Source organism: Chryseobacterium sp. D764, from assembly GCF_019317325.1.
Classification (GTDB): domain Bacteria; phylum Bacteroidota; class Bacteroidia; order Flavobacteriales; family Weeksellaceae; genus Chryseobacterium.
The window spans coordinates 587684-610622 of the sequence record NZ_CP079219.1 but is presented as its reverse complement, the minus strand read 5'-3'; the positions used below and the strand labels follow the sequence as shown (position 1 = coordinate 610622).

Genomic DNA, 22939 nt, shown 5'->3' with positions numbered 1-22939 from the left:
TTATAGTATCATTTCAAAATTATTTTTATGCCCTGGAATCCCGAATTATATGATCAGTACAAAGATGTACGGTACAAACCCTTTTACGATTTAGCAGCATTAATCAAGCCTGAAAACAATATAAAAGCCATCGACTTAGGCTGTGGTACCGGAGAGCAAACCTCCATTTTAACCGAAAAACTGACAGGTTCTACATTTTTAGGAATTGATTCATCGGCAGAAATGCTTGAAAAATCGAAGAAATATGAAAATGAAAACCTACATTTTAAACTTCAGAGCATTGAAGATGCTGTACAGTCAGAACAACAATGGGATCTTGTTTTCAGTAATGCAGCTCTGCAATGGGCGGACGATCATGAAACTTTATTTCCTAAGATCATTGGACTGCTATCTCCTGAAGGGCAGCTCGCCATTCAAATGCCCGTTCAGAAAGAAAATGTTCTCAATCAGATTCTGACAGCAATGGCAAATGAAGAACCTTATGCATCGCAGTTGAATCATTTCAACCGTGATTCACCAGTACTTTCAATGGATGATTATGCTCAGATTTTGTTTGATAACGGAATTCAGGATATAGAAATATATCAGAAAGTTTATCCCATTATTGCGGATGATCATGAGGCTTTATATGAATTTATTTCAGGAACAGCCTTATTACCTTATCTGGAACTTCTGGAAGGAAATCAAAAAGAAAGTTTCATTACCGAATTTAAATCCCGAATAGCACAAAGGTTTACAAAATATCCGGCCATCTATGCTTTTAAGCGGATACTCATGTATGGCCGTAAAAAATAAAGATATTTAAAACAGAATCAGCCACAGAACATTGTGGCTGATTCTTCATTACATTAATATATTCTGATTTTTTATTCTTTCAGATTATACAAAAACGGACTTTTCCTTAGGTATTCAACATCATCAATTTGAGAAACTAAGAATGTTGAAAGATCTGAAGCGCTGATATTTTCCCCTAGGCAGTCAGTAAGATTTGTTTCAGTTTCATAACTTTCTTCTGTGAGGTGAATCAATGGTAATCTTACCAAAGTCCAGTCCAGATTGCTTTCCATAAGAAGTTCGTACTCTTTTTGCTTATCAGCCGTCGTTTCAGGATAGTTCTGGTACATCCAGTCTGTAGCCATTTTTACGTTTTCGTTTTTTTGATCAGATAATGTATTCACACTCAAACCTGTGGTTACAATATAGCGACTGATCCCGTAATGATTCATCGCTTTGATGATATTTTTCGCCGCATCACTGAATATAGATCTCTCTCCTTTTGGCTGGCCTAGCGTGCTTATTACAATATCAGTCCCTTCAATCAGTGTACGGACAGCTGTGTCATCTCTTACATCTCCTTTTACCAACTCAATAAAGGAATTTTGAATGGTGAAATTTTCAGGATGTCTTACTAAAAGTTTAAGGGAATATCCTTTTTTCAAAAGGTTTTGTACCAGATATTGACCGGATTTTCCTGTTCCGCCGATTACGGCAATTTTATAGGTATTCATAATGATTTTTTTATATTAAATATCAATAGCCAATTCTAAGCTAATGACATTGATAGGGGCAAATGACGTATTGTCTTTGCTTAGTTTTATATGATAGAGGTATTGGGTTCAGAAATTGAACCTAGATTTTCAGGTTTCAGAATGACTCCTGAATCAGTAATATGTATTACGAGATTTTAATGAACTAAAGTTACATTTTTTTCGCCACTAAAAAATCAAAAAATTTATGATTTTGACAACACTTATTAATAGAGAAAGTTTATAACTTTGATAACATCCTTATTGTCAACAACTTTCAAATCATCACTTTACACCAATATAATATATAGATATGGAACCATTTACTATTAACATTCCCGAATCGGTGATAGCCGACCTCAAAAACCGCATCCAAAACACCAGATGGCCCGAAGAACCTGAAGGCTCTGGCTGGAACTACGGCACCAACGAAACTTATCTGAAAGAACTTACCAACTACTGGGTAAACGATTACAACTGGAAGATGCATGAACAGCAGCTAAATCAACCTCCACAGTATACAACCCGCATAGACGGAATCCTGATTCATTTTCAATACATCAGAGGAAAAGGCTCCAACCCCAAACCTTTGATTCTTACCCATGGCTGGCCGGACAGTTATTACCGTTTTCATAAAATTATTCCTTTGCTTACCGAAGGCGAACAGAGTTTTGATCTGATTATCCCTTCTATTCCGGGATTTGGCTTTTCTGATAAAACGGCGGTCAACAGTGCAAAAGTCGCCGATCTTTGGAAAAAACTGATGACTGAAGTGCTTGGATATGAAAAATTCTGTGCTGCCGGAGGTGATATAGGTATGGGAGTAGTAAAAGCATTGATTTCAAAATACCCTGATGTAATGGAAGCGGTTCATCTTACAGACGTTGGATACCCAACCGGCCAGGAAGATCCTGCAACAATGAGTGAAGATGAAAAACAATTCGCACAGTTTGTCCAGCACTGGTGGTATAGTGAAGGAGCTTATGCAATGGTACAGTCTACCAAGCCCCAGTCTCTTGCTTACGGGCTAAACGACTCTCCTATCGGGCTTGCAGGCTGGATCATAAGCTTTATCAACGCCGGATCTCCACCAGAGCTAATAGAAACTGCATTTGGAGGAAGGGATGAGATGCTCACCAATATTATGATTTACTGGGTAACTCAGACGATAGGATCTTCTGCCAGAATGTACAAAGAAGACGCTGCAGCTTTATGGAGCGGAACTCACGTTCATCAAAAGAGCAATGTCCCTGCCGGAGTACTCGTATTTCCCCGTGAAGCTCAGTTTCCCAAAGAATGGGCAGAACGTTTCGTGAATGTAACCAGCTTTAAAAAGATGAGTGAAGGTGGTCATTTTGCCGCATTGGAATTACCTCATATATTTGCAGATGAACTAAGATCATTCTTTTATTCTGTCAAATAAAAACAATCCATGAAGTACTCCTTTTCTATTCTTTTGGCCATTCCTCTTTTTATAACCAGCTGTGCTGTACAAAATAAAAATACTGAAAGTCATGATTACGAAGTAAAACTGGATACTTTAACCTTTTTTGATCAAAGCAGAAACCGTAAGATTCCTGTCGCCTTTTATGAGCCGAAAACTGATAAAAAGATTTCTAACCAACAGATTATTATCTTCAATCATGGATATGGTTTCAATAAAGGCGGAGATTACTTTGTGTATTCTTATTTAACGGAAAAACTGGCTTCAAAAGGTTATTTTACAGTAAGCATTCAACATGAACTGACGACAGACAATCCTTTGCCAACAGAAGGAAATTTACAGTTGGTGAGAAGACCTTTCTGGCAAAGTGGTTCGGATAACATTCTGTTTGTACTTCATGAACTTAAAAAAGTAAAACCGGAACTTGATTATAAACATCTGACATTAATAGGTCACTCCAATGGTGGTGATATGGCAGCGTTATTCGGCAATCAGCATCCTAATCTGGTGTATAAACTGATCACAATGGACAACCGGAGAATGCTCCTGCCGAGAACTTCTGTTCCTAAAATTTATACTTTACGTTCTAACGATTATCCGGCTGATGAAGGAGTACTTCCCAATGAAGCAGAACAAAAGAAGTATTCTATAACGGTACAATCAACCTCCATCAATCATGGTCATATGGACAATAAAGGCAGTAATGAAGAGAAAAAAATCTTAAATGATTTTGTTTTAAAATACCTTTCTGAGCAGTAATTGTAAGAAATCATAGGTAAGTCTATAATATGTTAATCCTTCTAAACCATTACTAAAATTTGTTAACAAGGTATAAATTTGTTGACAAGTTCTTTATTTTAGCCCAAATTAATAACTATGAAAAAATTGACCTACACTATGATAGCAGCATTTCTGTTCTGCTCAGTGGAAGCTCAAATACAAAATGCAGGGTTTGAAAACATGACAGATGGATTACCCAATCACTGGAATATTAAAAAAACGGATTTATACGAAGGAAAGGTAGATTATACACAATACTTCGGAGGAAAAGCCTCAATGCAGTTGACAGGAAAGACTAATGACACCAAAAATTTCCAATCTTTTTCCCAAAAAGTTCCTCTTGACATTCAGCAATTAGAGAAAATAGAAATCAGTGCTTATGTAAAATCTGAAAATACCAATGGAATAATCAATCTATGGACCCAAGTAAAAGATGAAAATGGCCGGATGATTGATTTCGGAAATTCAGAATCACAGCAAAAGTCTATTGCTGTGAATAAAGGCTGGACAAAATATTCTTTAATTTTCACTGTTGATAAAAATGTAAAAAGCCTGCTTCTTGGAGGAGTGTTTACAGGAAACGGAACCGTTTGGTTTGATCATTTTGAGCTCAATAAAATTGCGTTTTCAAAAGAGGAGCCTTCTAAAATTTCTATAAAATATATTCAGGAGTTTAAAGATATTGTGAAAAAGAATTCTATAGTTTCAGATAAATTAGACTGGCAAAATATTGAAACAAATCTGGGCTATCTTTCAAAAGGGATGAAAACCGTTGATGATACAGATACTGCTTTAAATTATATAATCAAAAACCTGAGAGAGGCAGGCGATAATCATTCTTTCATTGATGGCAAAGAACGTACTGAGAAGCAAAAAATTGCTAATACTAATGATGCAAAGCCTGATTCCAGACTGATCGATCAGAACATCGGGTATGTTTCAGTTCCGGGTTTTGCTTCTTTAAATACAGAAGTTGGGGATACTTTTGCCTTACAGATTCACAATATGATTAAAAAACTGGATTCCGGAAATGCGATTAAAGGCTGGATTGTAGACCTAAGAACTAACACCGGAGGAAATATGCACCCTATGATCAGTGGACTTGGTAATCTGATCGGTGAAGGAACATTGGGCTATTTTGTTTACAATGGTAAAAAGAGTCCATGGATCTATAAAAACAGAAAATTTGGTCCGCATAAAATTAAAGAACCTTATGAGCTTAAGAGCGGTCAGTCAAAAATAGCGGTACTAATTGGCCCAAGTACAGCAAGCTCCGGAGAAGCCACTACCATTGCTTTTATTGGGAAAAACAATGTAAAATTATTTGGTCAGCCTTCAGCAGGATATACTTCAGCAAACAGACCTTATACGTTAAGTGACGGTAAAAGCCTTGCTTTGGCTACTTCTTACGAAATGGACCGTAACGGAAAAGTCTATTATGGAAAGATAGATCCGGACATTCCGGTAGAACCCAAAGAGGGACAGGATATGGATATTGAGGCAGCAAAAGTCTGGATTTTAAACTAACGACAGACTTATCCACAACAAATTGTGGATAACTTGTGAATTTTAACATTAAATTCATATTTCGTATTAAAATTATTACTACATTTACTATGTAATAAAAATCGAAGTGGAAACTTTATTTGCTTTTCTTACTACTATTGAAATTGCAATTAAATTTGAAATAAAAATTTAAGCACAGCATTGTCGGCTGTGCTTTTTATTGTTGTCTAATTAAAAAAATGAGATGTATTTATCTACTGGATCTGCCCCTAAAGGGCAGATTCTTTTACCCATATACCCTTTTAAATAAAGCTTTCTGAAGATTATTCGACTCAGTTAAAATCTGGAAAAATATGTATACTGCTTACATTTTTTACGCAAAGGTTTAATTATTTAAATTTTATATTCTAAAGGCAGCAAAGATGTAATCAACTTCGTTGATGCTTCATAAGCAAACTTACGGCTTAGAGAAGCAAGAAACGCTTCATTTAGAACAGGCCTCATAGTTCAATGGATAGAATAAAAGTTTCCTAAACTTTAGATTCAGGTTCGATCCCTGATGGGGCTACCAGACAGGGATAAGGTGTTTTCTTATCATTTTTTTTATTATTTGCATCGCCTAACGCATTGGTTACAAGAGACATAATTCTTAATACTGAATTTACTTTGGTAGTTCGATATTCAATTCCTGTAAATTCAAGATTTTCTGGATATATCGAACTAATTATTTTTCTTTTTGCTTCTACACTACTTGATTGGTATAATAATGATAAGTTAGATATAACTGATAGAGCCTTGTTTAAGCGATCATCAACTTTTTTGGGATTACGAGTCGCAACTAAACAAGCATGAAGTTCATTTTCAAGAATTTCAATTTTTTGTTTAGACTGTGCTTTAATGATCATATAATCGTCATCCTCAATCTTTTCCGCTAATAATTTTTCTCGTGCAAGAGCTATCTTAGCATTATAAGTCTCTATTTCAGAAATTATTCTTTTTCTTCTATCATCAGCTTTGTTATTATACTTTTTATAGGCTGTTAGTAGAATATTTTGTAAGATTTTTTGAACTGAAGGAAGAAACTCATATTTCTTTAATTCCTCAACAAAAAGATTATTGGTAAGTTCAGCACTTTGCCTAAATCCACAAGATGATTTACAATGATAGTAATAATATACTTTCTGACTTCCCTTTGAACCGCTGGCAGTTAAATTTTTTTCCACATTTTGGACAAATCAAGAAACCTCTCAATGGGAAAACATCAGCAGAACTAAATTTTATATACTTTCGGTTTTTTCTTTTATTACCTTCTAAAATTAACTGAACTTTATTAAATAGTGTCTCACTTATAAGAGGAGCATGTAAAGATTTTACATAGTGAGCTTCTTCATCCCGGTATTTCTTTATAAATATTTTACCACAATACACTGGATTTCTTATCGCAACATGAAAGGCTTGATTACTCAAAATCTTTACTCCTTTTTCTGAAAGCTGTCGACGTATAGTTTCAGAAGCTTCAATTCCTTTTGCTATTTCATTAAAGAAATAGCGTATTATTGAAGCTTCGGGTTCTTTAGGCTCTATAAACTTATATTTGCCATCTTCTGTAATTTTATTTGTGTATCCGAAAGGAGCGCTAGCCATCCACCTTCCTTTCGAGCTCTTCGCATCCCATGAAATGTATTCAATGCTCGTCTGTCATTCTCTACCTCTGGTGCAGCAAGATAAATTGCTAGCATCATTTTATTTTCTGGTATGAAAAGATCCAATGGCTGTTCTATAGTTTGGGCTTCTACTCCCAGTTTCTTAAGGATACTTATCATTTGATATGCATCACCTGCATTCCTGCTAAAACGGTCCCATTTAGTAAATAAGACTTTATCAATTTTAGATTTTTTTTTCTTTAGATAAATTAAAAGATCATTCCATGACGGGCGATTAAAATTTTTTTGCTGAATGATCTTCAAAAAAAATATTATCAATTTTAAGATTATTAGTTTCGCAATACCTTTTTAAGCGTTCTTCCTGATCACGTTGAGAGTAACCTCTATCTGCCTGCTCATCAGTTGATACACGAATATATAAAGCAACATTACTCATAATAATTAGTTTAAAAATTTTCACCTAAAGATATCGAAAAAGTATTTACAAGGTTTGTAATCAACTTAATAGTAAAAACAAGATTTATTAAAGAAGTTAATCTACTAGTATTATTTCAAAATTGAATTTTTCACTAGTTACAAGACCGGCAATTAAATATAAAAATACTAAAATCATTTTTGCTTCCTCCAGAGTAATGTCCACGCCATCAGTTTTAAGGAGCTCGATTGTTTCTTCTGTTGTCATTGTACTTATTTGTAATCTTTCCATATTCACGTTTTTGTTTTGGAACATAAATTGAATACATAATTTAAAGAAGGTGTCGTTATGAAAGTAAAAGCATCTGTTTGGCAGTAAATGACATATCTTTCAGGTTTAAGCAAAATACTTTTAAACCACCAAAACTTATAACAGGTTACTGTCTTTCAAATTATATACGAAACACCGTTACCGACAACAAGATTAAAGAATGGAATGAAAAAGATGGATATCACTATAATGAAGATGAAATCGATATATTGGAAAGTAACAATGTAAATGCGAAGATCATCCTAAAGTACGAATTTGTAATTCCTGACAATGCACGGTATATTATTATCGATCCACAGTCGTAAATATATCTTTAAAGACTCTATTATTAACTTTTATAAAATGAACAAAATTATAATATCCCTTGCAGTCATACTATCCATCAACATTGCTGCACAAGAAATTCCCATTAAAGACAATAATCTCAAAACGGCTCTATTACAGCAGTTCGATCAAAACCATAACGGAAAGTTGGAGGTTTCAGAAATAAATACTGTAACAGAACTGAAACTGGATGAAAAGAATATTTCCGATTTAAGCGGCCTTGAACACTTTCAGAGTTTGAAAGAACTTAATCTGCGCAAGAATAATATTTCAGATTTTTCCGTTGTGAACAAACTTACAAAGCTTGAAAATCTTTATATAGGTGACAACAATAAAATTGGAATTCTAAATTTAAAAGGTTTAGTCAATTTGAAAGGAATTTATGCTTTCAGATTGGGATTAACCAAAATTCAGCTAAACTCTAAAAATATAAAATACATTTATTTACAGGATAATTTATTTAATGACTTTGACACTAAGAAATTTCCAGCCCTCCACACGCTTAATCTTGATGGATGTAAATCGCTGATCAACCTTGATCTATCAAAAAATAAAGAGTTGGTACAATTGTATCTGCTGGGAACATCATTAAAAGAGCTGGATATTACGAATAACAAAATTCTAAAAACATTCTACATAGAAGATTCAGTAAAACTGATTAAAGCTGCTGGTCAGGAAGCAACGAAACGTGCACCTATTATTACTGTTAAATAAACACAATCGCAATCAACCAACATATAAGAAAAGAAAATGATTACCATACAAGAACTGCTTTATAACAAAGGGGTCAAAAAAGGAGTAAATCTTGTAAGAAACAAGGATAGCAGGCAGAACTTACTAATCACAAAAAAATAAAACCCTCGTCTTTTGAGGGTTTTATTCTTTATTAACATATTAAATAATAAACAATGACACCAATTTGAAAACCCGTTCATGATTATTAAATATATCACTATAAAATCATTAAAACTATTTATAACTATCTTATATTCATGCTCTACAAAGTAAAAGTGCAATTCATTGGGGATAATCTATTAAATAATTCTATTCTAAGAATAATAGATTAATTCTTATCATATTTGAATTGCTGATAATTTTTTATAAACGTCTTCTTTAAGCATAACTTTTTTGAAATTACTGTCATTCTTAAATTTCTGCCGTATCTTTTTTATTTGTTCAATATTTACTCCATATAAGTTATCTTCTAATTCCATATAGTCAAATTCATTCATATATAGGTTTGCAATGGTCTTCATAAAATAGCTAAGACAGTCTTTTTTAAATTTAATATCTACTTTTTCATTATAAAATATATCATCCATTACATCGATCTCTAAATATTTATATGTAAACTCTACCAAAGTATACAAAGCAAAAGGACTGGTAAAGTTTTCAATCAAAGTGATTACATCATTAAAAGTTAGCTTTTCCCATAGCTCTGGTAAACATACAAATAACTGAACACTATAGGTCGGGTTCATTTTTTCTAAATTGTAAAAAAGAAATTCTAAATGATTCGCTGATAATATTTTTCCTAAATAATTATTATCAACTATATAAAATCTGTCTATTGGGTAATATCTTAACTGTTCTGTTTTTCTATCATTAAATAAAGAATCTGATAATTCTTTTATAGGCGATGTGATATTAATTTTACTCATTATTCTTTAAATATTGTTAACTTAGCGTTACTTGTGTTTACTCCTGCCTTAGATATTATTGACGGGAAATTTTGTGCTTCTCGAGCAGAAGGAGCATAATGTCCTGAAACATTATTTATTTCTACGATTTGACCATTGTGCAATCGTATTTGCCCCGCGGCTTGTACATTATTAGCTTCCCCAGACAAATAATAATGACCAGATCCAACTTTTAAATCTCCTGACTTAGTAACAACAAAATCAAAACGCCCATTCGCATTACCTCCTATTGAAATATTACCTTCTCTTACTGTTAGTCCTAAGCTTTCACCAACTTGTGGTGCTGTACTTTTTGCAGGTATTAAATTGCTTGCTTCTTCTATTGCATTAACTGCTTTTGTTGCTCGCCCATAGCCACCCCACATATTGTATCCACCACCACCGAAATCTAGCATTTCTTCTCTTTTACTATTCCCAATTAATCGAAAAATCCTATCTGTTTTTGTTTCTCCTTCATTATAAAATGGACTAGCCTGCCATTGGCGATAAGAGTTTAATCCTCCATATTTATCGGCATTGGTCTTAGAACTATATTGATGAGCAAGAGCATTTTGGATTGCATTCCAAGTTCTTATCAGAAAATTATTTGTTTTTCGTCTAACCGTTATTACAATTTCCTCTATATTATAAGTTTTTCCATCAGTTCCATCTCCCGGGCCTCCGACAGGAGCTCTCCCATCAGGATCAATAAATCTTATTGGATTATTAAAAGCATAGTTATAAGGACTATAACTCCTCATTTCAGTAGCCAATGGATCGACTACTCCCCATCTACCCAAATCAGGCATATAGAATCTAGCTCCATAATCATACATTCCGTAGTCTGCACCATTTTTTGAGATTTCTATACTTCATTTTTCCTCGCGCAACCGCTTACTTTTTGAACGCTTCTCTGTTGCTTTTTCAAAGATATATTTTTCTTTCAATTGAAAAAAATAAGTATTCTCATTTTGTCAAAATATAAATTGATTTATCCGATAATTTTACGATAAAATATGTAAGTAACTCAGTGCATTTTCTTTAGAATCTGTTTTAACTGGGCTTTAACTTTACAAAATAACTTTTAATATAAATTTTTCATCATGGATCAGATTATTTATTTTACGATTTCATTTACAGTTTTAATTATTGTGGCAAGTAATGCTATAAAAACAAAAAAATGATTCTCGGTGTTGTTGTAAATGTGGACTTGTGGGAAAAATTGCGCCGGGATTCAGCTCCGGATTTTTCCACAAATCCACATTCTTTTACCGACTGCAATTTCAACGGCGATTCAGTTGTATTGTGGCTAAAATTCCAATCAAAAACCGCAGAGCGTTGGCGCAAAAAGGCTGTGCCTGTTGCAAGGAAAGCATTTTACATAATCCCAAATTATAGGCACTGATCGGGTTTTGTGCGTAACGGAGCTTTGCGGAGTGGAGAACAACGTTTTGCGGCTGCCGTGCGTATAATTTTGATTATGTAATTTGCTGTGGCATATTAGGAAATATATTTTTCAATTTCCTGTTTCAGGTTTTCGAGTTCTGTTTGATTAAAATATTCCAGACTTCTTAAATATCTAAATCCGGCTTTATACTGAACTTCCCGTAAATTGTACTGTTTGAGCCAAAGATTGATTCTGCTGTTTCTAATGAGCTGTAGACTTGCAATATTGATCTGTTTTCGGATTTCAGATGTTATGCTGCTAAATCTTGTGTTTTCGCTCAAGATAAAAAGCTTTTCGCTTTCTTTTACGGTTTTTGAGAGTTGCAATAATTCGGTTCTTGTCTCATTGATGTATTTATACAGCTCTAAAATTTGTGATGCTTCTAACGGTAAAACTCTTTCTTTTAAACGGTTTTCTGTCGCTTCCGGAACTCTTATCATTCCTTTTTCTAAATCAATGTCTTTTACTTTTAATTCCCGCAAACTTCCTGTATTTAAGCCTTGATAAATGATTAATCCTAAAATAACCTGGTTTCTTTTTCCAAATAAACTGTACTGTCCTTTTTTGTATTTCTTTTCTCTAAACTCTTTCTCAATATTCTGTAATTCTTCTTCCGTTAAAAACCCTGTAATTAAAGGTCTTTTCGGTGTTCTTATTCTAAAATTCTTTAAAGGATGGTCTTTTCTTTTTCCTGCTGATTGTAAATATTCAAAGGGAAGATATGAACGTGAGGAAGTAAAACCATCTATTGAAGTGGCTACACAACTTGCGGAAGCTCTGGAAATTTCTCTGGATTATCTTGTAGGTGCTACAGATGTTCTTTTGGAAAAAAATATCGTCTCTAAAATTCTCGACATCCAGAAACTAAAAGAGAACGATAAACAACACGTCTTCGCTCTCCTTGATGCGTTCCTTAAACAAACTAAGCTGCAAAGCATTATGTAAACAAAAAACCTCGCATTTTGCGAGGTTTTTTGTTTACATAGGAACGAGCGAGACGCTCGTATCATCCGAGGTAATCAAATACTGTTTGTATTGAACCATAAGTCATTTGCTGAAAAAATATTATAATTAATTTCCCAATCTAATAATTGATTTTTCAAAATATTATAATCTAGTTTTAAATTCTTGTCATCCAAATTTTCAACAATAATTGTACACAAAAATGGAAATTGATTTTTATTTAAGCGGACAATATTTTCATAGTTTTTCTCAATAATTAAAAGAGGGTATTCTTTCCATAGATAACCTATAATTATATTATTGCTTAATAAAGTTGCCCAATTCTCTTCATCTTCCCAAAAAGAGATTTGAATATCAGTATTTTTTAATAATTCAACATTAAGATAAAAATCAGAAAACTTCCAATTTCCATCATGTAATAAAACATTTTTAATTTTCTCGGTAATATTTTCCATAATAATTATCTCATTGATCCTGGAGAACCATGAATGGTACCATTAGGTTTTCTATAAACATTAATAACATTTGTATGTTTTCCATTTGCTAATACACCAATATTTGTATTAGTAACTGTAACCTTTGCTTTATTTCCAATCCACAAACCTGCTTCATCAGCATATTGGGCTGCTTTTAAAACAGCAACATTAGCGTCAACTGTTCGATAAAAAAGACTTTTACCATAAACACCAGCAAAAACATGCCTGTTCATAGCTCCTTGCGACACTGTATATACTCCATTAGTTAGCTCACCGTGCTTATTTAACGAAAAACCTTGTTCGACAATATCGTCAGCTAATTTTTTTATTCCACTTATATTTCCTTTTTTTAGCTGAAATAATACTGCCGCCAATTGTATTGCTCCCACAGCTTCTTGGGTTTCCTGATCCTGATAATCAACCACTGCATCAAGAGTAGCCCAACCTGCAGAAGCCACAAGATTACTTCCACCCATTAGGAAAGTTCCCATAGTAAAAGCCAGATTTCTTTCAAATTTTTCAGTAGCAAGAGCTGCTTGACTATTTCTTATACCAAAAGCTAATCTATCCTGGGAACCATGATAAGCACTTAAACTTTGGATACCCATAAATGATAGCTTAGAATCAGTTACATTTTTTGTCAATATAATCTCTCCAATTTCAATAGGATTATTAGGAGTAGAACCTTTCTTTGGTGGATCTTCTTCTCCGATCATTCCTGTTGGGTCATTAAATCTTATAGGATTTCCATAGACATATGAATATGGACTGTAAGCAAACTGTAACTCACTCAAAGGATCATGCACTCCCCATCTTCCAATATCAGGCATATACATTCTGGCACCAAAATCATACATTCCAGTTTCCTGAAGCTCCTTGCCGTTGTATTTATACTGATAAGCATTCTGCGTTGTAGCTGTATAATTATGCAGTAATCCAAAAGGATAAAAATCATTTACTTCTACAATTTCTCCCGGCTTCCATTCTCCCAGGCAACCAAATATTGGGGAACATGTTGATGTATTATATCTCCTTGGCTGGATAATACCATCTCCATTTGTATCGGTATAACTTAACCTTACATTTCCCAGATGATCTGTAAAATTATAGACATACTTGTTGAGAAGAGCATCATAATATCCTTCAGAAGTAGGAATGATCCTCAATTTCAATTCTGGAATCTCATTAGGATCAGGAATGAAAGTTCCTTCTCCATCCCAGGATTCTCTTAAAAATGTAGTTTTATACTGGAAGCCATCCAGATAATGGGTCTCCAGATCTCCAAAGAGCTTCTTTACTTTTACGCCGTCTGCTCTGTAAAGATAGCTTGTCAATTTTGAGTTTTGGGTAATCTTATCTGGTAAATTTAAATAATTATATTCAATAGAGGAAATCCCTTTATCCAAATGTTTGGTCATGTTTCCATTCCCGCTGAGATTGCCATTATCATACTCAATCGGATTAGGAACAGCAAGATAAGGATAACCAGAAGGATTTTGCTGTTCATCGGTTACTTTTATCAGCCTGTTTCCGGAGTAATCATATTTAAGATTATCGATACTCACTGCCACAGTACTTCCCGGAAGAATACCTTCGGATCTTTTAAGCCGTGTAATATTTCCGTTAAGATCATATTCCGGCTTTTCAAAATACTCTTTAGCAGCTTCTGCTCCTGTTTTCTGATAGAACCCTGCTGATAACCTGTTTAAACCATCATAAACATACCCATATCTTTTCAGCGGCTCATTATCTTCTGTTAAGGTTTTCCATGATACTTCAGCAATATTTCCGTTATATTTTGGTTTTATCTTTAAATCAGAAAAATCTGAATTAGGCATTTCCAATCCTTCTATCTGATTATAATTGATCTTATAACCAAAAAGATCGCTCCCTAAGTTGGCAGGATCGTTGATCTTTGTCATCCAGCCCCGGATATTGTATTGGTAATCTATGGTCTGTAATGGGGATACAGCAGCCGTTCCTCCTACTTTCTTAGATTCCAGTTGGGAAATTTCATTGTACTTATTTTGAGCGAGGTATTCAACAGGGTTGCTGCCCACCTGATGGGTGTGAGTCAGAAGCCTGTTCTGAGTATCATAGGTGAATTTTTCTACAACAGCCTTTTCAGGATCTGCAGCAAGCCTTTTATGGTAGGTATTGGTCTGAAGGATAACTCCTGTAAAATCAAGTTTATTGTTGACCACTGTATACCCTCCTAAATGATTGTTACTTCTTGAACCTATGTTTCTTCCTTTGATATCGTACCAGACAAAATTTCTGGTCCATTTATCATCTTCTATATTTTTGATATAGGAAGCGGTAAGGAGTCCTTTGGTAGTTTGTTCATTAGCCGGGTTATCTGTAAGAAGAGGCTGGGCAAACACATTGGTGACAGCAGAGGAGCCTGCAGGATAAGTATCATAATAATTAACACTTAAGACCTGGGCCAGACTTCCCGGGAGAGCCCTATTGGTATAATAAATAGGCATTCCGCTTACTGTAAAAGAGCCAGCGCTTCTTATCTCAAACGTATAAGCAGCTCCTGTAATAGTAGTTTGCAAAGACTGTCTCGTACTATTATTATTGGTAATAGCTGTAAACACTACTCTTCCAAACTGGTCATATTTGGTAACAAGCCATTGTCCTTTTGTTCTTAATAGAGCATCCTGGCTCATCACCAACTGATCGGCATTGTTATAGATCATATATTCCCAGCCCTTACCAGGAAGCTTCTTTTCTATAAGACGGTTTCTTCCATCATATTTATACTGATAGCATAAATCATTCAGTACCGTATTAGGATCTGCTTCTAAAGAGGCTTTGGGAGGGATCACAAACGCCAATTGGTTATAATCATTGAAAACATAATAGGTATTGGCGCTTTCTGTAGCACTGATTACTTTTCTGACCAATATAACCTGCCCCTGTCCGTTTTTAAATTCTATAGTTGTGTTTCCGTCTTCATCGGTTACCGTATTTTTATACAGCTGCCCTGTTCCGTAGGAACCTGATAAAATTAGTTGAGAAGTAAAATTGTTATAATCAAAAGTGGCAGTATATCTTTTAACCTCGCCATCGGCATTGGCATCATATCCAAATTGTACAGGTTTGTTATCCCAGGCAGTTCCCACTTGTTTCTGTCCTAAAACACGGTCCAGTGGTGAATTTTCAATAATCTTCTCTGAATAGATTTTCTCTGAACCATAAGGGGTACTGCTTACATTGGATAATGGATCGGTAATAATACCGCCATTGAGAGTTCCTCCCTGTGGAACAGGAAGGTAATCGTGAACCTGTCTTCCAAACTGATCATATTTAATGGGTATAACTACATCTTTTCCTAATGGAGAGGCTTTTACATTAACAATTTGTTTGGGCCTTCCCAACCCGTCAAAATACTGAACGGTTTCTGAGCTTTTAACATTGGGGAGCGTAGAATCTGATAAATACGTCTTTGAATAAACATAATTTTCGGTATTGGTAAGCTGTGCCTGGGTAGTTCCAATTATAAGAATCCCTACAGGAATTATAAGTTTTTTCATGATGGTGTTTAATTTTTATAATTGTATTTGAATTCTTTCAGCGTCTTATAAATCATATTTCCACTGCTGTCTTTTTCCTGCTGACGGATTTCTTTTAATCGGTTTGATGGATCATAGATATAAAACTCACTAATTCCTGATGGTGGCGTGATACTTCTTACTCCAACTAATGGATCATAGGTGTAGGTGGTAATCTGATAACCGGACAATCCAGTATTAGCTCTGAAGGTATTCAATGCTGATAAGAAGGCTGTTTCATCGTTGTTGGGAGCTGCTGATGCATCTGTATTGGAAGCTGTCACAATAGGATCAATTAAGGACTGTTGAATATCAGCTAATTTGGCTCCTTCTATTTTGGCAATGGGCTGGGTTTGGTTGTAACCCCAAACGATCACTGTTGAAACACCATTTTTTGCAGTATATTGTTGTAAATTTCCTTTGGAATCGTATTGATTATAGACAACCATTTTTTCCATATCGTCAGAGTACAAATTTTTGTTAAGCACTTCATAAGGTATTGGAAGGCTTGACGTTTTTAAGTCTGCATCAGCTTGGGATAATGGATATTGAGTTTTTATTTTGGAAATAATATTGCTATTCTTTTTTACTTCAGTTTCCAGTGGAATTCCAGTAATTCCTTTACTAAATAAATAAGGATTATTACCTCCTTCAGAATATTTATAACTTGTAATTATCGTCTGGTCAGGATTTATTGCTTCATGTTTCTCAACTGATCCAAGGGTATTATAAGTGAAATGTTCTTTGCTTTCGATAATTTTATTGCCAAAATATCGTTGGGTCATTATAGAATCAATTTTATGAGATTCTGCCATCATAGGAGTAGTATAAAAATGATATTTAGCAATACCGTCATACTCTCCAGTTGAGGCTATTATAGGATCTTTTCCACTCAATAAAAACTTCTTTTCAGCTCTAACACTATAAAATTGATTAAATGGTACTAGATTTTTGTATTTATATGTGACAGATTCAATAGGATTATTATTTGCATCTTTGATCACTTTTTGTTGTAAAAGTCCATTAAGCTGATTTTTAATTACAGGGAAGTAGTCTGCTACAGCATTTTCTACATTATTATAATGATATTCAGTTTTTCCTTTTATTTTTAACGGGTTATTAACATCCACTGTACTTTCAGTAATTTTACCATATCCCACTGCATCATATTCACCAGACGAAATCTGGTCCGTAATAGACCAAAAACTGTTATAGGAATAGGAACCTGAACAGTTGGTTGCCTGTCCGCAATTAAAACAGTAATAATCCATTTGCCTTAAAGGACTTATTTTATTTTGAAGAACGCCACTTTCATATTCATATTGTTTCCATTCTGCTAAAGTTCCCTGACCAGAATAATTTTTTAAGGATTTTATTCTGGGTCCGTGACCATAAGAAGTAAAATCACTTCCTATATCAGGTTTTTTAACGATGGTAAAAGAGACTTTTATTCCTGCGGAATGATAAATATCCGCAGCTTGATACATACTGTTATCAATATTTAAAACCACTCTATTTTGAATTGTGGGATCATTATAACTGATGAAGTTGAATACCCCGTCCATCTGAAAATTATAATTCTGACTGAAATCAGTATTATTAGTAAGTTCCCCGAACTTCCATTCTTTAATAACTTCCAATACAGTTTCCCCGCCATCTGCATTCTTTTTAATTTTTAACAGTTTAATACTGGCATTAGCATTAGTCATCTGATAATAATTATATCTTTTAGACTGTGGTCCAGTAGGACCACCATCAAATCCTCCTGAAAATTCAGCATGAAAGTTCAAAGAACCTCCTTTGTCGTATGGAAAATCATATATATTGTTTAAAGGACTATATCCCCCAATACCATTGTTATTAAGATGGATTGTCTCGCTGAGGTTGAATATCTGGTCATGACTAGGGATAAACTGATTCTTAAAGGAATTAAGCTCATATTCATAATCAGTATAGCCCTTAGTAGGATATTCAATTCTCTTAAGCATATAAGAGCTGACAAAGTTTTTATTAGAATATCTATTATTCCCTTCATAATATACTGGCACTCCCATAGCAGGAGTGAGATAAAAGCTCAAATCAGGTAATAAATTATTATTAAAGTGGCCGTTCTAGTATCCCCAAAAATCTTTAGCAAAAGAAACTTTTGGAGGTAAAATAGCGGAAAGCTCATAGTCAAATTTAAATTCTTCATTGCTATTGATCTTATTACCGCTATTATCATAAGTAAAAAAAGAAACTTTATCCAGCTTTAATCTTTTACCAAATGCATCTTTCATCTGAGTAAAGTTCTGCAGCTCAGTAATGGCAGATGGAAAATCATCCTGATAAGGAAAATAGGTATAAATAAAATCTAAAGATTTAAATTTTTTGTTATTTCTTATATTTATAAAATCAATAGATTCAAGTCTCTTAAGATTGTTCCAACTGTAGAGATTAATATCCTGTCTGTCTCCAAGGTTAAAAATTACTTCAAGTTCATCTGTTTTAATTTTTTTCAAAATTTTCACATTACTATTATTTAATGTGGCCTGTGCTGGTTCAAACTGATAATTTATTTTTCCATAACACATATCAGTGGGGCCTAAACTATAAGCAGAAGTTCTGATATTTCTCTGTTGGGAAAAAGAATAAAAATTATAATTTGCATCCTGATACTCAAAAGAGATCTGCTTCGTATTTGGAAATACTATTTTGCTGATTTTATAGCTTCTACTTGAAAATTCTTCTGATAAAGGCGTTCCATTGTAGCTGGAAAATATTTCTTTTTGACCAAAATAATATTTTATCCCATTATCATCAGTAGCTATAATCTGATCATTATAAACTTCAAATTTTATATCTTCACTTTTCTCCAACTGAAGAATCTCACGGGTCTGAAGATTAATGAAAAAACTTCCACTATGTCCAAAGAAATTAAATCTGAAAATATCTACCTCAGCATTTTTTTTATATACTATATCATTTACAACTGTATTTCCATCAGATCCGCTTGGAGATGATGGAGGGAAACATCCTGGGTTTTGCTGGTTACCGATAGTACACCAATCATAATCAACAAATCCTTTTTGTTTTACCACTTTAAACCGTCCTGTTCCTCCCGGATATAATTCAAGTCTGTTATAAAATGGGGTATATTCGTTTGGGGTAGCATAACTTACATCATTCTGATCCGCCTTTCCTTTGACATCTTGATATATTACGCCCTCGGGCATCAGATTCCAGCCTAATCCTACCCATGTAGCCTGATCATCCAGTTTAATACCGGACGCATTATAATTCAAATTAATAGGTAGTTCAAATCCTGCTTCACGAATTGTATAGATAGGAACATTCGTTTGTGCTACTCCTGTATATGTACCAACAGGAACATCTCCAAACCTTTTAAACATTGCCACTTCAGGTGAAGTGGGAAGGTTAATGTTATTTTGATTTTGTGCATTTAAGTCAGCTAAATTTAAAAGCCACAATATTATGACAAATACCTTTTTCATTATTTATATTTTATTTTTTAATCAGCTTTGCATTCGCCGTTTTATTTGTATCAGTTTTTATCGTCACCAGATAAGCCCCCTGCACCAAAGCCTGAGTATTGATCTTTGTCACTCTATTTTTTGTTTTCAGACTCTGAAGCTGCCTTCCACTCATATCGTACAACAAAATATCTGCATCCTTAAAATCAAAGCCAATTTCTATATAAGCATAATCAGATACAGGGTTTGGATAGATCTTGATATCATATTGGGGAAGAAGCTCACTTACTTGCTTGTCTCCTAATTTTACAATCTTCCAGTTTTCTTTACCCAGCTCTTCTGCACTGGTTCCTGCCAGAATAATAGAACCATCTCTGTTGAGTTTCAGATCTGAAAGCCCTTCCTCCTTTTTCCTTGATTCTCCACCCACGTGCTTTCTCCACTGCTCATTACCGTTCTGATCAATATAGAGCATCCAGAACGTTTCATCATCAGTTTGTATTCTTCCCTCAGCTTGAGTATACCCCCCTAAAAGAATTCCTTTGGATGATTTATCGTCCGCTGAATGAATCACACTCATCCCCATCAGGATATCACGATTCTTGAAATTATAGGATTTCTGCCACTGCTCATCACCTCTTTCATTTAAAGAAATCAACCAGAGGTCTATGCCTTCTTCAATACCAACAGTTTTATTGCCTGACCTTTCTGATCTGGATTCTCCGCCGACAATAAAACCATTTGAAGTTAATGCTAGTGTTCTGATATGGTCATCATTTTTCCCTCCAAAATTCTTTTCCCATTCAACTTTGCCATTTTTATCAAGCTTCACAATCCAGTAGTCGCCTTCACCAAAGTTTTCTGTCTGTTTACCCGTCTTATCTCCACTTACAGCTTCACTTCTGGAATAAATTCCCAGTAATGCTCCACCGTCTTTCGTTGGGATCATCTTTTCAACTTCATCAAGTCCGCGTCCTCCCAATGTTTGTTCAGATAATATTTTCCCATCTTTGTTGAGTCTTACAATCCAGACGTCCTTAGAACCATAACCTTTAATGGAGTTTTGTACATTCCCCGCAACAAAGAATCCCTGATCGATAGTCTGGATAACTGCTCTCGCTTCTTCATTCGAAGAGGTGCCTAATGTTTTCTGCCACAATTCATCACCAAATTCATTGATCCGAATGAGCCAAATGTCTGATCCTCCCTTTGAGTCTTCTTTTTTATCAAGTCCTTTTTCTGAATAGGACGTCCCAGAAATCAGAAAACCACCGTCCTGGGTAGTGACAGTGGAAGATAAATAGTCGTGATTATTTCCTGATAAATATTTCTCGAAAACCTGTTCTCCCTGCTGATTCAATTTTATCAGGTGAAAGTCATAACCATTGTTTTGTTTGCCGTTTTGCTGGAGCTTGTCCGTTTGGATACTGCTCCCCACGATAAGGTATTGCCCATCAATGGTAGTAGTAATCTGGCTTAAAAAATCCTGTGAATTGGACTTTATGTCTTTCTGCCAGAGTACCTCTTGAGCAAATATCCCAATAGTGCATAAGAATAATGCACCCATGTAGAGTTTTTTCATGCTATATTGTAGTTAACGTTAATGAATAGTGGTTTATAGTCGTGTATATTAGAAATACACAAACTGTATAGAATAATTATTGTTCATGGTTATGTTTTTTATGCCTGCAAAATTAAGCCTTTTAAAGTTCGCCCAAATGAAATTGATTAACTTTTTTTAATAAGGCAAAGATATATCTGTAAAACGACAAAATACGTCGTATTATATTTTTACTAAAGCATAAATTGCTATCCATGGCTTAAATTATTGTATTACTTAATATATAAAGTCAAATGGTAGTCTCTGAAAAACCATATTGAAAACCATCTAAATAATCTGTTATATAAAGTACTCAACTAAAGATACGTTGTGTATAATTTACAGTTTAATAAATAACACAACAAAAATTTTTACTTTGGAAAAGGTACAGCAGCTCAGCCTCAGAGAAAAGACCAATAATGGACCTTAGTTGACTGATGAAACTTCAAATTTAATACGACTAGTTTTGTCGTTTCAAGCTTGTATATTTAAGTATTAACAAAAAATATAAATAAAATTTTGATTTATATGATAAAATATTTATTTTCGTCAAATAACAATAATCATGAAAATCCCAGAGCATTAAAGTAAATAATTTAAGGTTTGGTAATTATTTACGTATTATCACAAACCATTCACAATTATATATACAAACAAATTAAACTAAAGAAAATGAAAAAAATTTTAACTGTTCTTACAATCGTGTCCTTATCCCTTTTCACATCTTGTTCAAATAATGATAATAATGTCGATGATAATCTTGTGTCATCAAAAACCATTTCAAATAATCAAGCAGCAAAATCAGATGAATTAACTGAAGATGAATTAGTAAAACAATTATCTACAGACGAGAATTTTATAGAATATGGAAGTATCATATTTTCACTTTTCGAGAATATGCCTAATAAAGAAGGTTTCCGAACGAACTTTAATCAAGCTAATTTTGAAAGTGGAAAAGAAGCGTATTTCGTAGAATTAACAGGATATTCAAATGATGAAGTATCAGAATCTCTTGATAAAATGAATGATTTACTAGCAACTCTCTATGACAAATATCCTCAATTAAAGTATAACGGTGAAAATAAAGAATTTATAGAAAGAGTTATCGGAAAAGCTGATTTTATTGTTGAAGAAAATCTTGCTTTGGCCGGAAAAAGAAACCCAGCCTGCCAAGCTTGTGTAACCAAATGGAAACCAAGAATGATCGCAGCTACTGTAATTGGTGGAGTTGTTGGAGGAGCTTCAGGAGGTTTCTTCGGAGCTTGGGGAGGTGCTGTTATAGGCTTTGTTGGTGCTGGATGGGGAGCTGTTGACTGTCTAGAAGCTGCAGGTTGCTAAAATATATTATGTATGAAAACACTAAAATCTAAAGATATTATTATTTTAATTATGTCTTTTATCGGCGTAATGTTTTTCGCCTATATCTGGTTAAGTCCAGATTATAATAATGCTTTAAATTACAATTATTTACAAAATAATTTTGGACAGTTTACTTTTTTTGGATTTCTAATGTTATTTGTTTATAATTTTTTAAAGCTTATTGGGAAAGAAAAATTATTCTTAATATTCTCTATTATATCTTTTGCTGGTATTTTCATTTTATATCTATTATCGAAGATATTTTTGTGGCCCTTTACAATTGTTCTCATAATATCTCTTTTATTCTTCTTGTCAAGAAAATGGTTAAATTATAAGAGAATATAAAATATTTTTATCTTACTCTTACATTGCTTTCTACATCAGAAATTAAAA

The 22939-nt window shown here is 34.0% G+C and carries 20 protein-coding genes, 1 tRNA gene and 1 pseudogene; 9 read left to right on the top strand and 13 right to left on the bottom strand.

Features of this window, described 5'->3' with window-relative positions; genetic code table 11:
* The first annotated feature begins 27 nt into the window (after positions 1-27).
* Entirely contained in the window at positions 28-795 is a 768-nt protein-coding gene (locus KYG33_RS02620) for a methyltransferase domain-containing protein (RefSeq protein WP_077417812.1), read from the top strand.
* Between the two features lie 71 nt (positions 796-866).
* Here KYG33_RS02620 and KYG33_RS02615 read toward each other — a convergent pair whose 3' ends face one another.
* Positions 867-1508 carry an NAD(P)-dependent oxidoreductase gene (locus KYG33_RS02615; RefSeq protein WP_219072627.1) on the bottom strand — a complete coding sequence of 214 codons (642 nt, stop codon included), beginning with the start codon at positions 1506-1508 and terminating at the stop codon, positions 867-869.
* 331 nt (positions 1509-1839) lie between these two features.
* On the opposite strand from KYG33_RS02615, the gene KYG33_RS02610 reads away from it, so the two are divergent.
* The 4 genes from KYG33_RS02610 to KYG33_RS02595 all read left to right on the top strand — a co-directional run bounded on the left by KYG33_RS02610 (position 1840) and on the right by KYG33_RS02595 (position 5827).
* Complete coding sequence (locus KYG33_RS02610; RefSeq protein ID WP_219072626.1) at positions 1840-2949, top strand: epoxide hydrolase family protein; 1110 nt, start codon at positions 1840-1842, stop codon at positions 2947-2949.
* A 9-nt stretch (positions 2950-2958) separates the two neighbouring features.
* Complete coding sequence (locus KYG33_RS02605) at positions 2959-3729, top strand: alpha/beta hydrolase family protein (RefSeq protein ID WP_219072625.1); 771 nt, start codon at positions 2959-2961, stop codon at positions 3727-3729.
* Between the two features lie 117 nt (positions 3730-3846).
* The gene (locus tag KYG33_RS02600) at positions 3847-5277 is read left to right on the top strand and encodes a S41 family peptidase (RefSeq protein WP_219072624.1); all 1431 of its coding nucleotides are present in this window, start codon (positions 3847-3849) and stop codon (positions 5275-5277) included.
* A gap of 475 nt (positions 5278-5752) precedes the next feature.
* Positions 5753-5827: transfer RNA gene (locus KYG33_RS02595), tRNA-Arg, on the top strand.
* 584 nt (positions 5828-6411) lie between these two features.
* Here KYG33_RS02595 and KYG33_RS22435 read toward each other — a convergent pair.
* The 4 genes from KYG33_RS22435 to KYG33_RS02585 all read right to left on the bottom strand — a co-directional run bounded on the left by KYG33_RS22435 (position 6412) and on the right by KYG33_RS02585 (position 7626).
* Positions 6412-6900, bottom strand: a complete 489-nt coding sequence (locus tag KYG33_RS22435; protein ID WP_257468900.1) for a recombinase family protein — start codon at positions 6898-6900, stop codon at positions 6412-6414.
* On the bottom strand, positions 6837-7223 hold the full coding sequence (locus KYG33_RS22430; protein WP_257468899.1) for a recombinase family protein: 387 nt from the start codon (positions 7221-7223) through the stop codon (positions 6837-6839). The genes KYG33_RS22435 and KYG33_RS22430 overlap by 64 nt, the downstream gene beginning before the upstream one ends.
* On the bottom strand, positions 7195-7356 hold the full coding sequence (locus KYG33_RS22425) for a recombinase family protein (RefSeq protein WP_257468898.1): 162 nt from the start codon (positions 7354-7356) through the stop codon (positions 7195-7197). The genes KYG33_RS22430 and KYG33_RS22425 overlap by 29 nt, the downstream gene beginning before the upstream one ends.
* A gap of 96 nt (positions 7357-7452) precedes the next feature.
* Positions 7453-7626, bottom strand: coding sequence for a hypothetical protein (locus KYG33_RS02585; protein WP_167498790.1), 174 nt, complete (start codon positions 7624-7626; stop codon positions 7453-7455).
* 77 nt (positions 7627-7703) lie between these two features.
* Here KYG33_RS02585 and KYG33_RS02580 point away from each other — a divergent pair, with 77 nt between their 5' ends.
* Positions 7704-7970 carry a hypothetical protein gene (locus KYG33_RS02580; RefSeq protein WP_219072623.1) on the top strand — a complete coding sequence of 89 codons (267 nt, stop codon included), beginning with the start codon at positions 7704-7706 and terminating at the stop codon, positions 7968-7970.
* 37 nt (positions 7971-8007) lie between these two features.
* A complete protein-coding gene (locus KYG33_RS02575; protein WP_219072622.1) occupies positions 8008-8703 on the top strand; it encodes a leucine-rich repeat domain-containing protein in 696 nt (231 codons plus the stop codon).
* 359 nt (positions 8704-9062) lie between these two features.
* On the opposite strand, the gene KYG33_RS02570 is transcribed toward KYG33_RS02575, so the two are convergent.
* The 3 genes and pseudogenes from KYG33_RS02570 to KYG33_RS02560 form a co-directional block, all read right to left on the bottom strand.
* Complete coding sequence (locus KYG33_RS02570) at positions 9063-9650, bottom strand: hypothetical protein (protein ID WP_219072621.1); 588 nt, start codon at positions 9648-9650, stop codon at positions 9063-9065.
* A gap of 710 nt (positions 9651-10360) precedes the next feature.
* Positions 10361-10507: pseudogene (locus tag KYG33_RS22605) on the bottom strand (RHS repeat-associated core domain-containing protein); the annotation flags it as partial.
* 661 nt (positions 10508-11168) lie between these two features.
* Positions 11169-11711 (bottom strand): site-specific integrase, encoded by a 543-nt coding sequence (locus KYG33_RS02560; protein WP_257469002.1) that lies wholly within the window; start codon positions 11709-11711, stop codon positions 11169-11171.
* Here KYG33_RS02560 and KYG33_RS22420 point away from each other — a divergent pair.
* Positions 11623-12060, top strand: a complete 438-nt coding sequence (locus KYG33_RS22420) for a helix-turn-helix domain-containing protein (RefSeq protein WP_257468897.1) — start codon at positions 11623-11625, stop codon at positions 12058-12060. The genes KYG33_RS02560 and KYG33_RS22420 overlap by 89 nt on opposite strands.
* Positions 12061-12134: 74 nt before the next feature.
* On the opposite strand, the gene KYG33_RS02555 is transcribed toward KYG33_RS22420, so the two are convergent.
* The 5 genes from KYG33_RS02555 to KYG33_RS02535 all read right to left on the bottom strand — a co-directional run bounded on the left by KYG33_RS02555 (position 12135) and on the right by KYG33_RS02535 (position 21169).
* The gene (locus KYG33_RS02555; RefSeq protein WP_219072619.1) at positions 12135-12533 is read right to left on the bottom strand and encodes a hypothetical protein; all 399 of its coding nucleotides are present in this window, start codon (positions 12531-12533) and stop codon (positions 12135-12137) included.
* A 5-nt stretch (positions 12534-12538) separates the two neighbouring features.
* Complete coding sequence (locus KYG33_RS02550) at positions 12539-16096, bottom strand: DUF6443 domain-containing protein (protein WP_219072618.1); 3558 nt, start codon at positions 16094-16096, stop codon at positions 12539-12541.
* An 8-nt stretch (positions 16097-16104) separates the two neighbouring features.
* Positions 16105-18102, bottom strand: a complete 1998-nt coding sequence (locus tag KYG33_RS02545; RefSeq protein WP_219072617.1) for a hypothetical protein — start codon at positions 18100-18102, stop codon at positions 16105-16107.
* Between the two features lie 123 nt (positions 18103-18225).
* Positions 18226-19608, bottom strand: a complete 1383-nt coding sequence (locus tag KYG33_RS02540; protein WP_219072616.1) for a hypothetical protein — start codon at positions 19606-19608, stop codon at positions 18226-18228.
* 10 nt (positions 19609-19618) lie between these two features.
* On the bottom strand, positions 19619-21169 hold the full coding sequence (locus KYG33_RS02535) for a T9SS type A sorting domain-containing protein (RefSeq protein WP_219072615.1): 1551 nt from the start codon (positions 21167-21169) through the stop codon (positions 19619-19621).
* Positions 21170-21859: 690 nt separating this feature from the next.
* Between KYG33_RS02535 and KYG33_RS02530 the strand changes: the two genes are divergently transcribed.
* On the top strand, positions 21860-22525 hold the full coding sequence (locus tag KYG33_RS02530; RefSeq protein WP_149831900.1) for a hypothetical protein: 666 nt from the start codon (positions 21860-21862) through the stop codon (positions 22523-22525).
* The last annotated feature ends 414 nt before the right edge of the window (positions 22526-22939 follow it).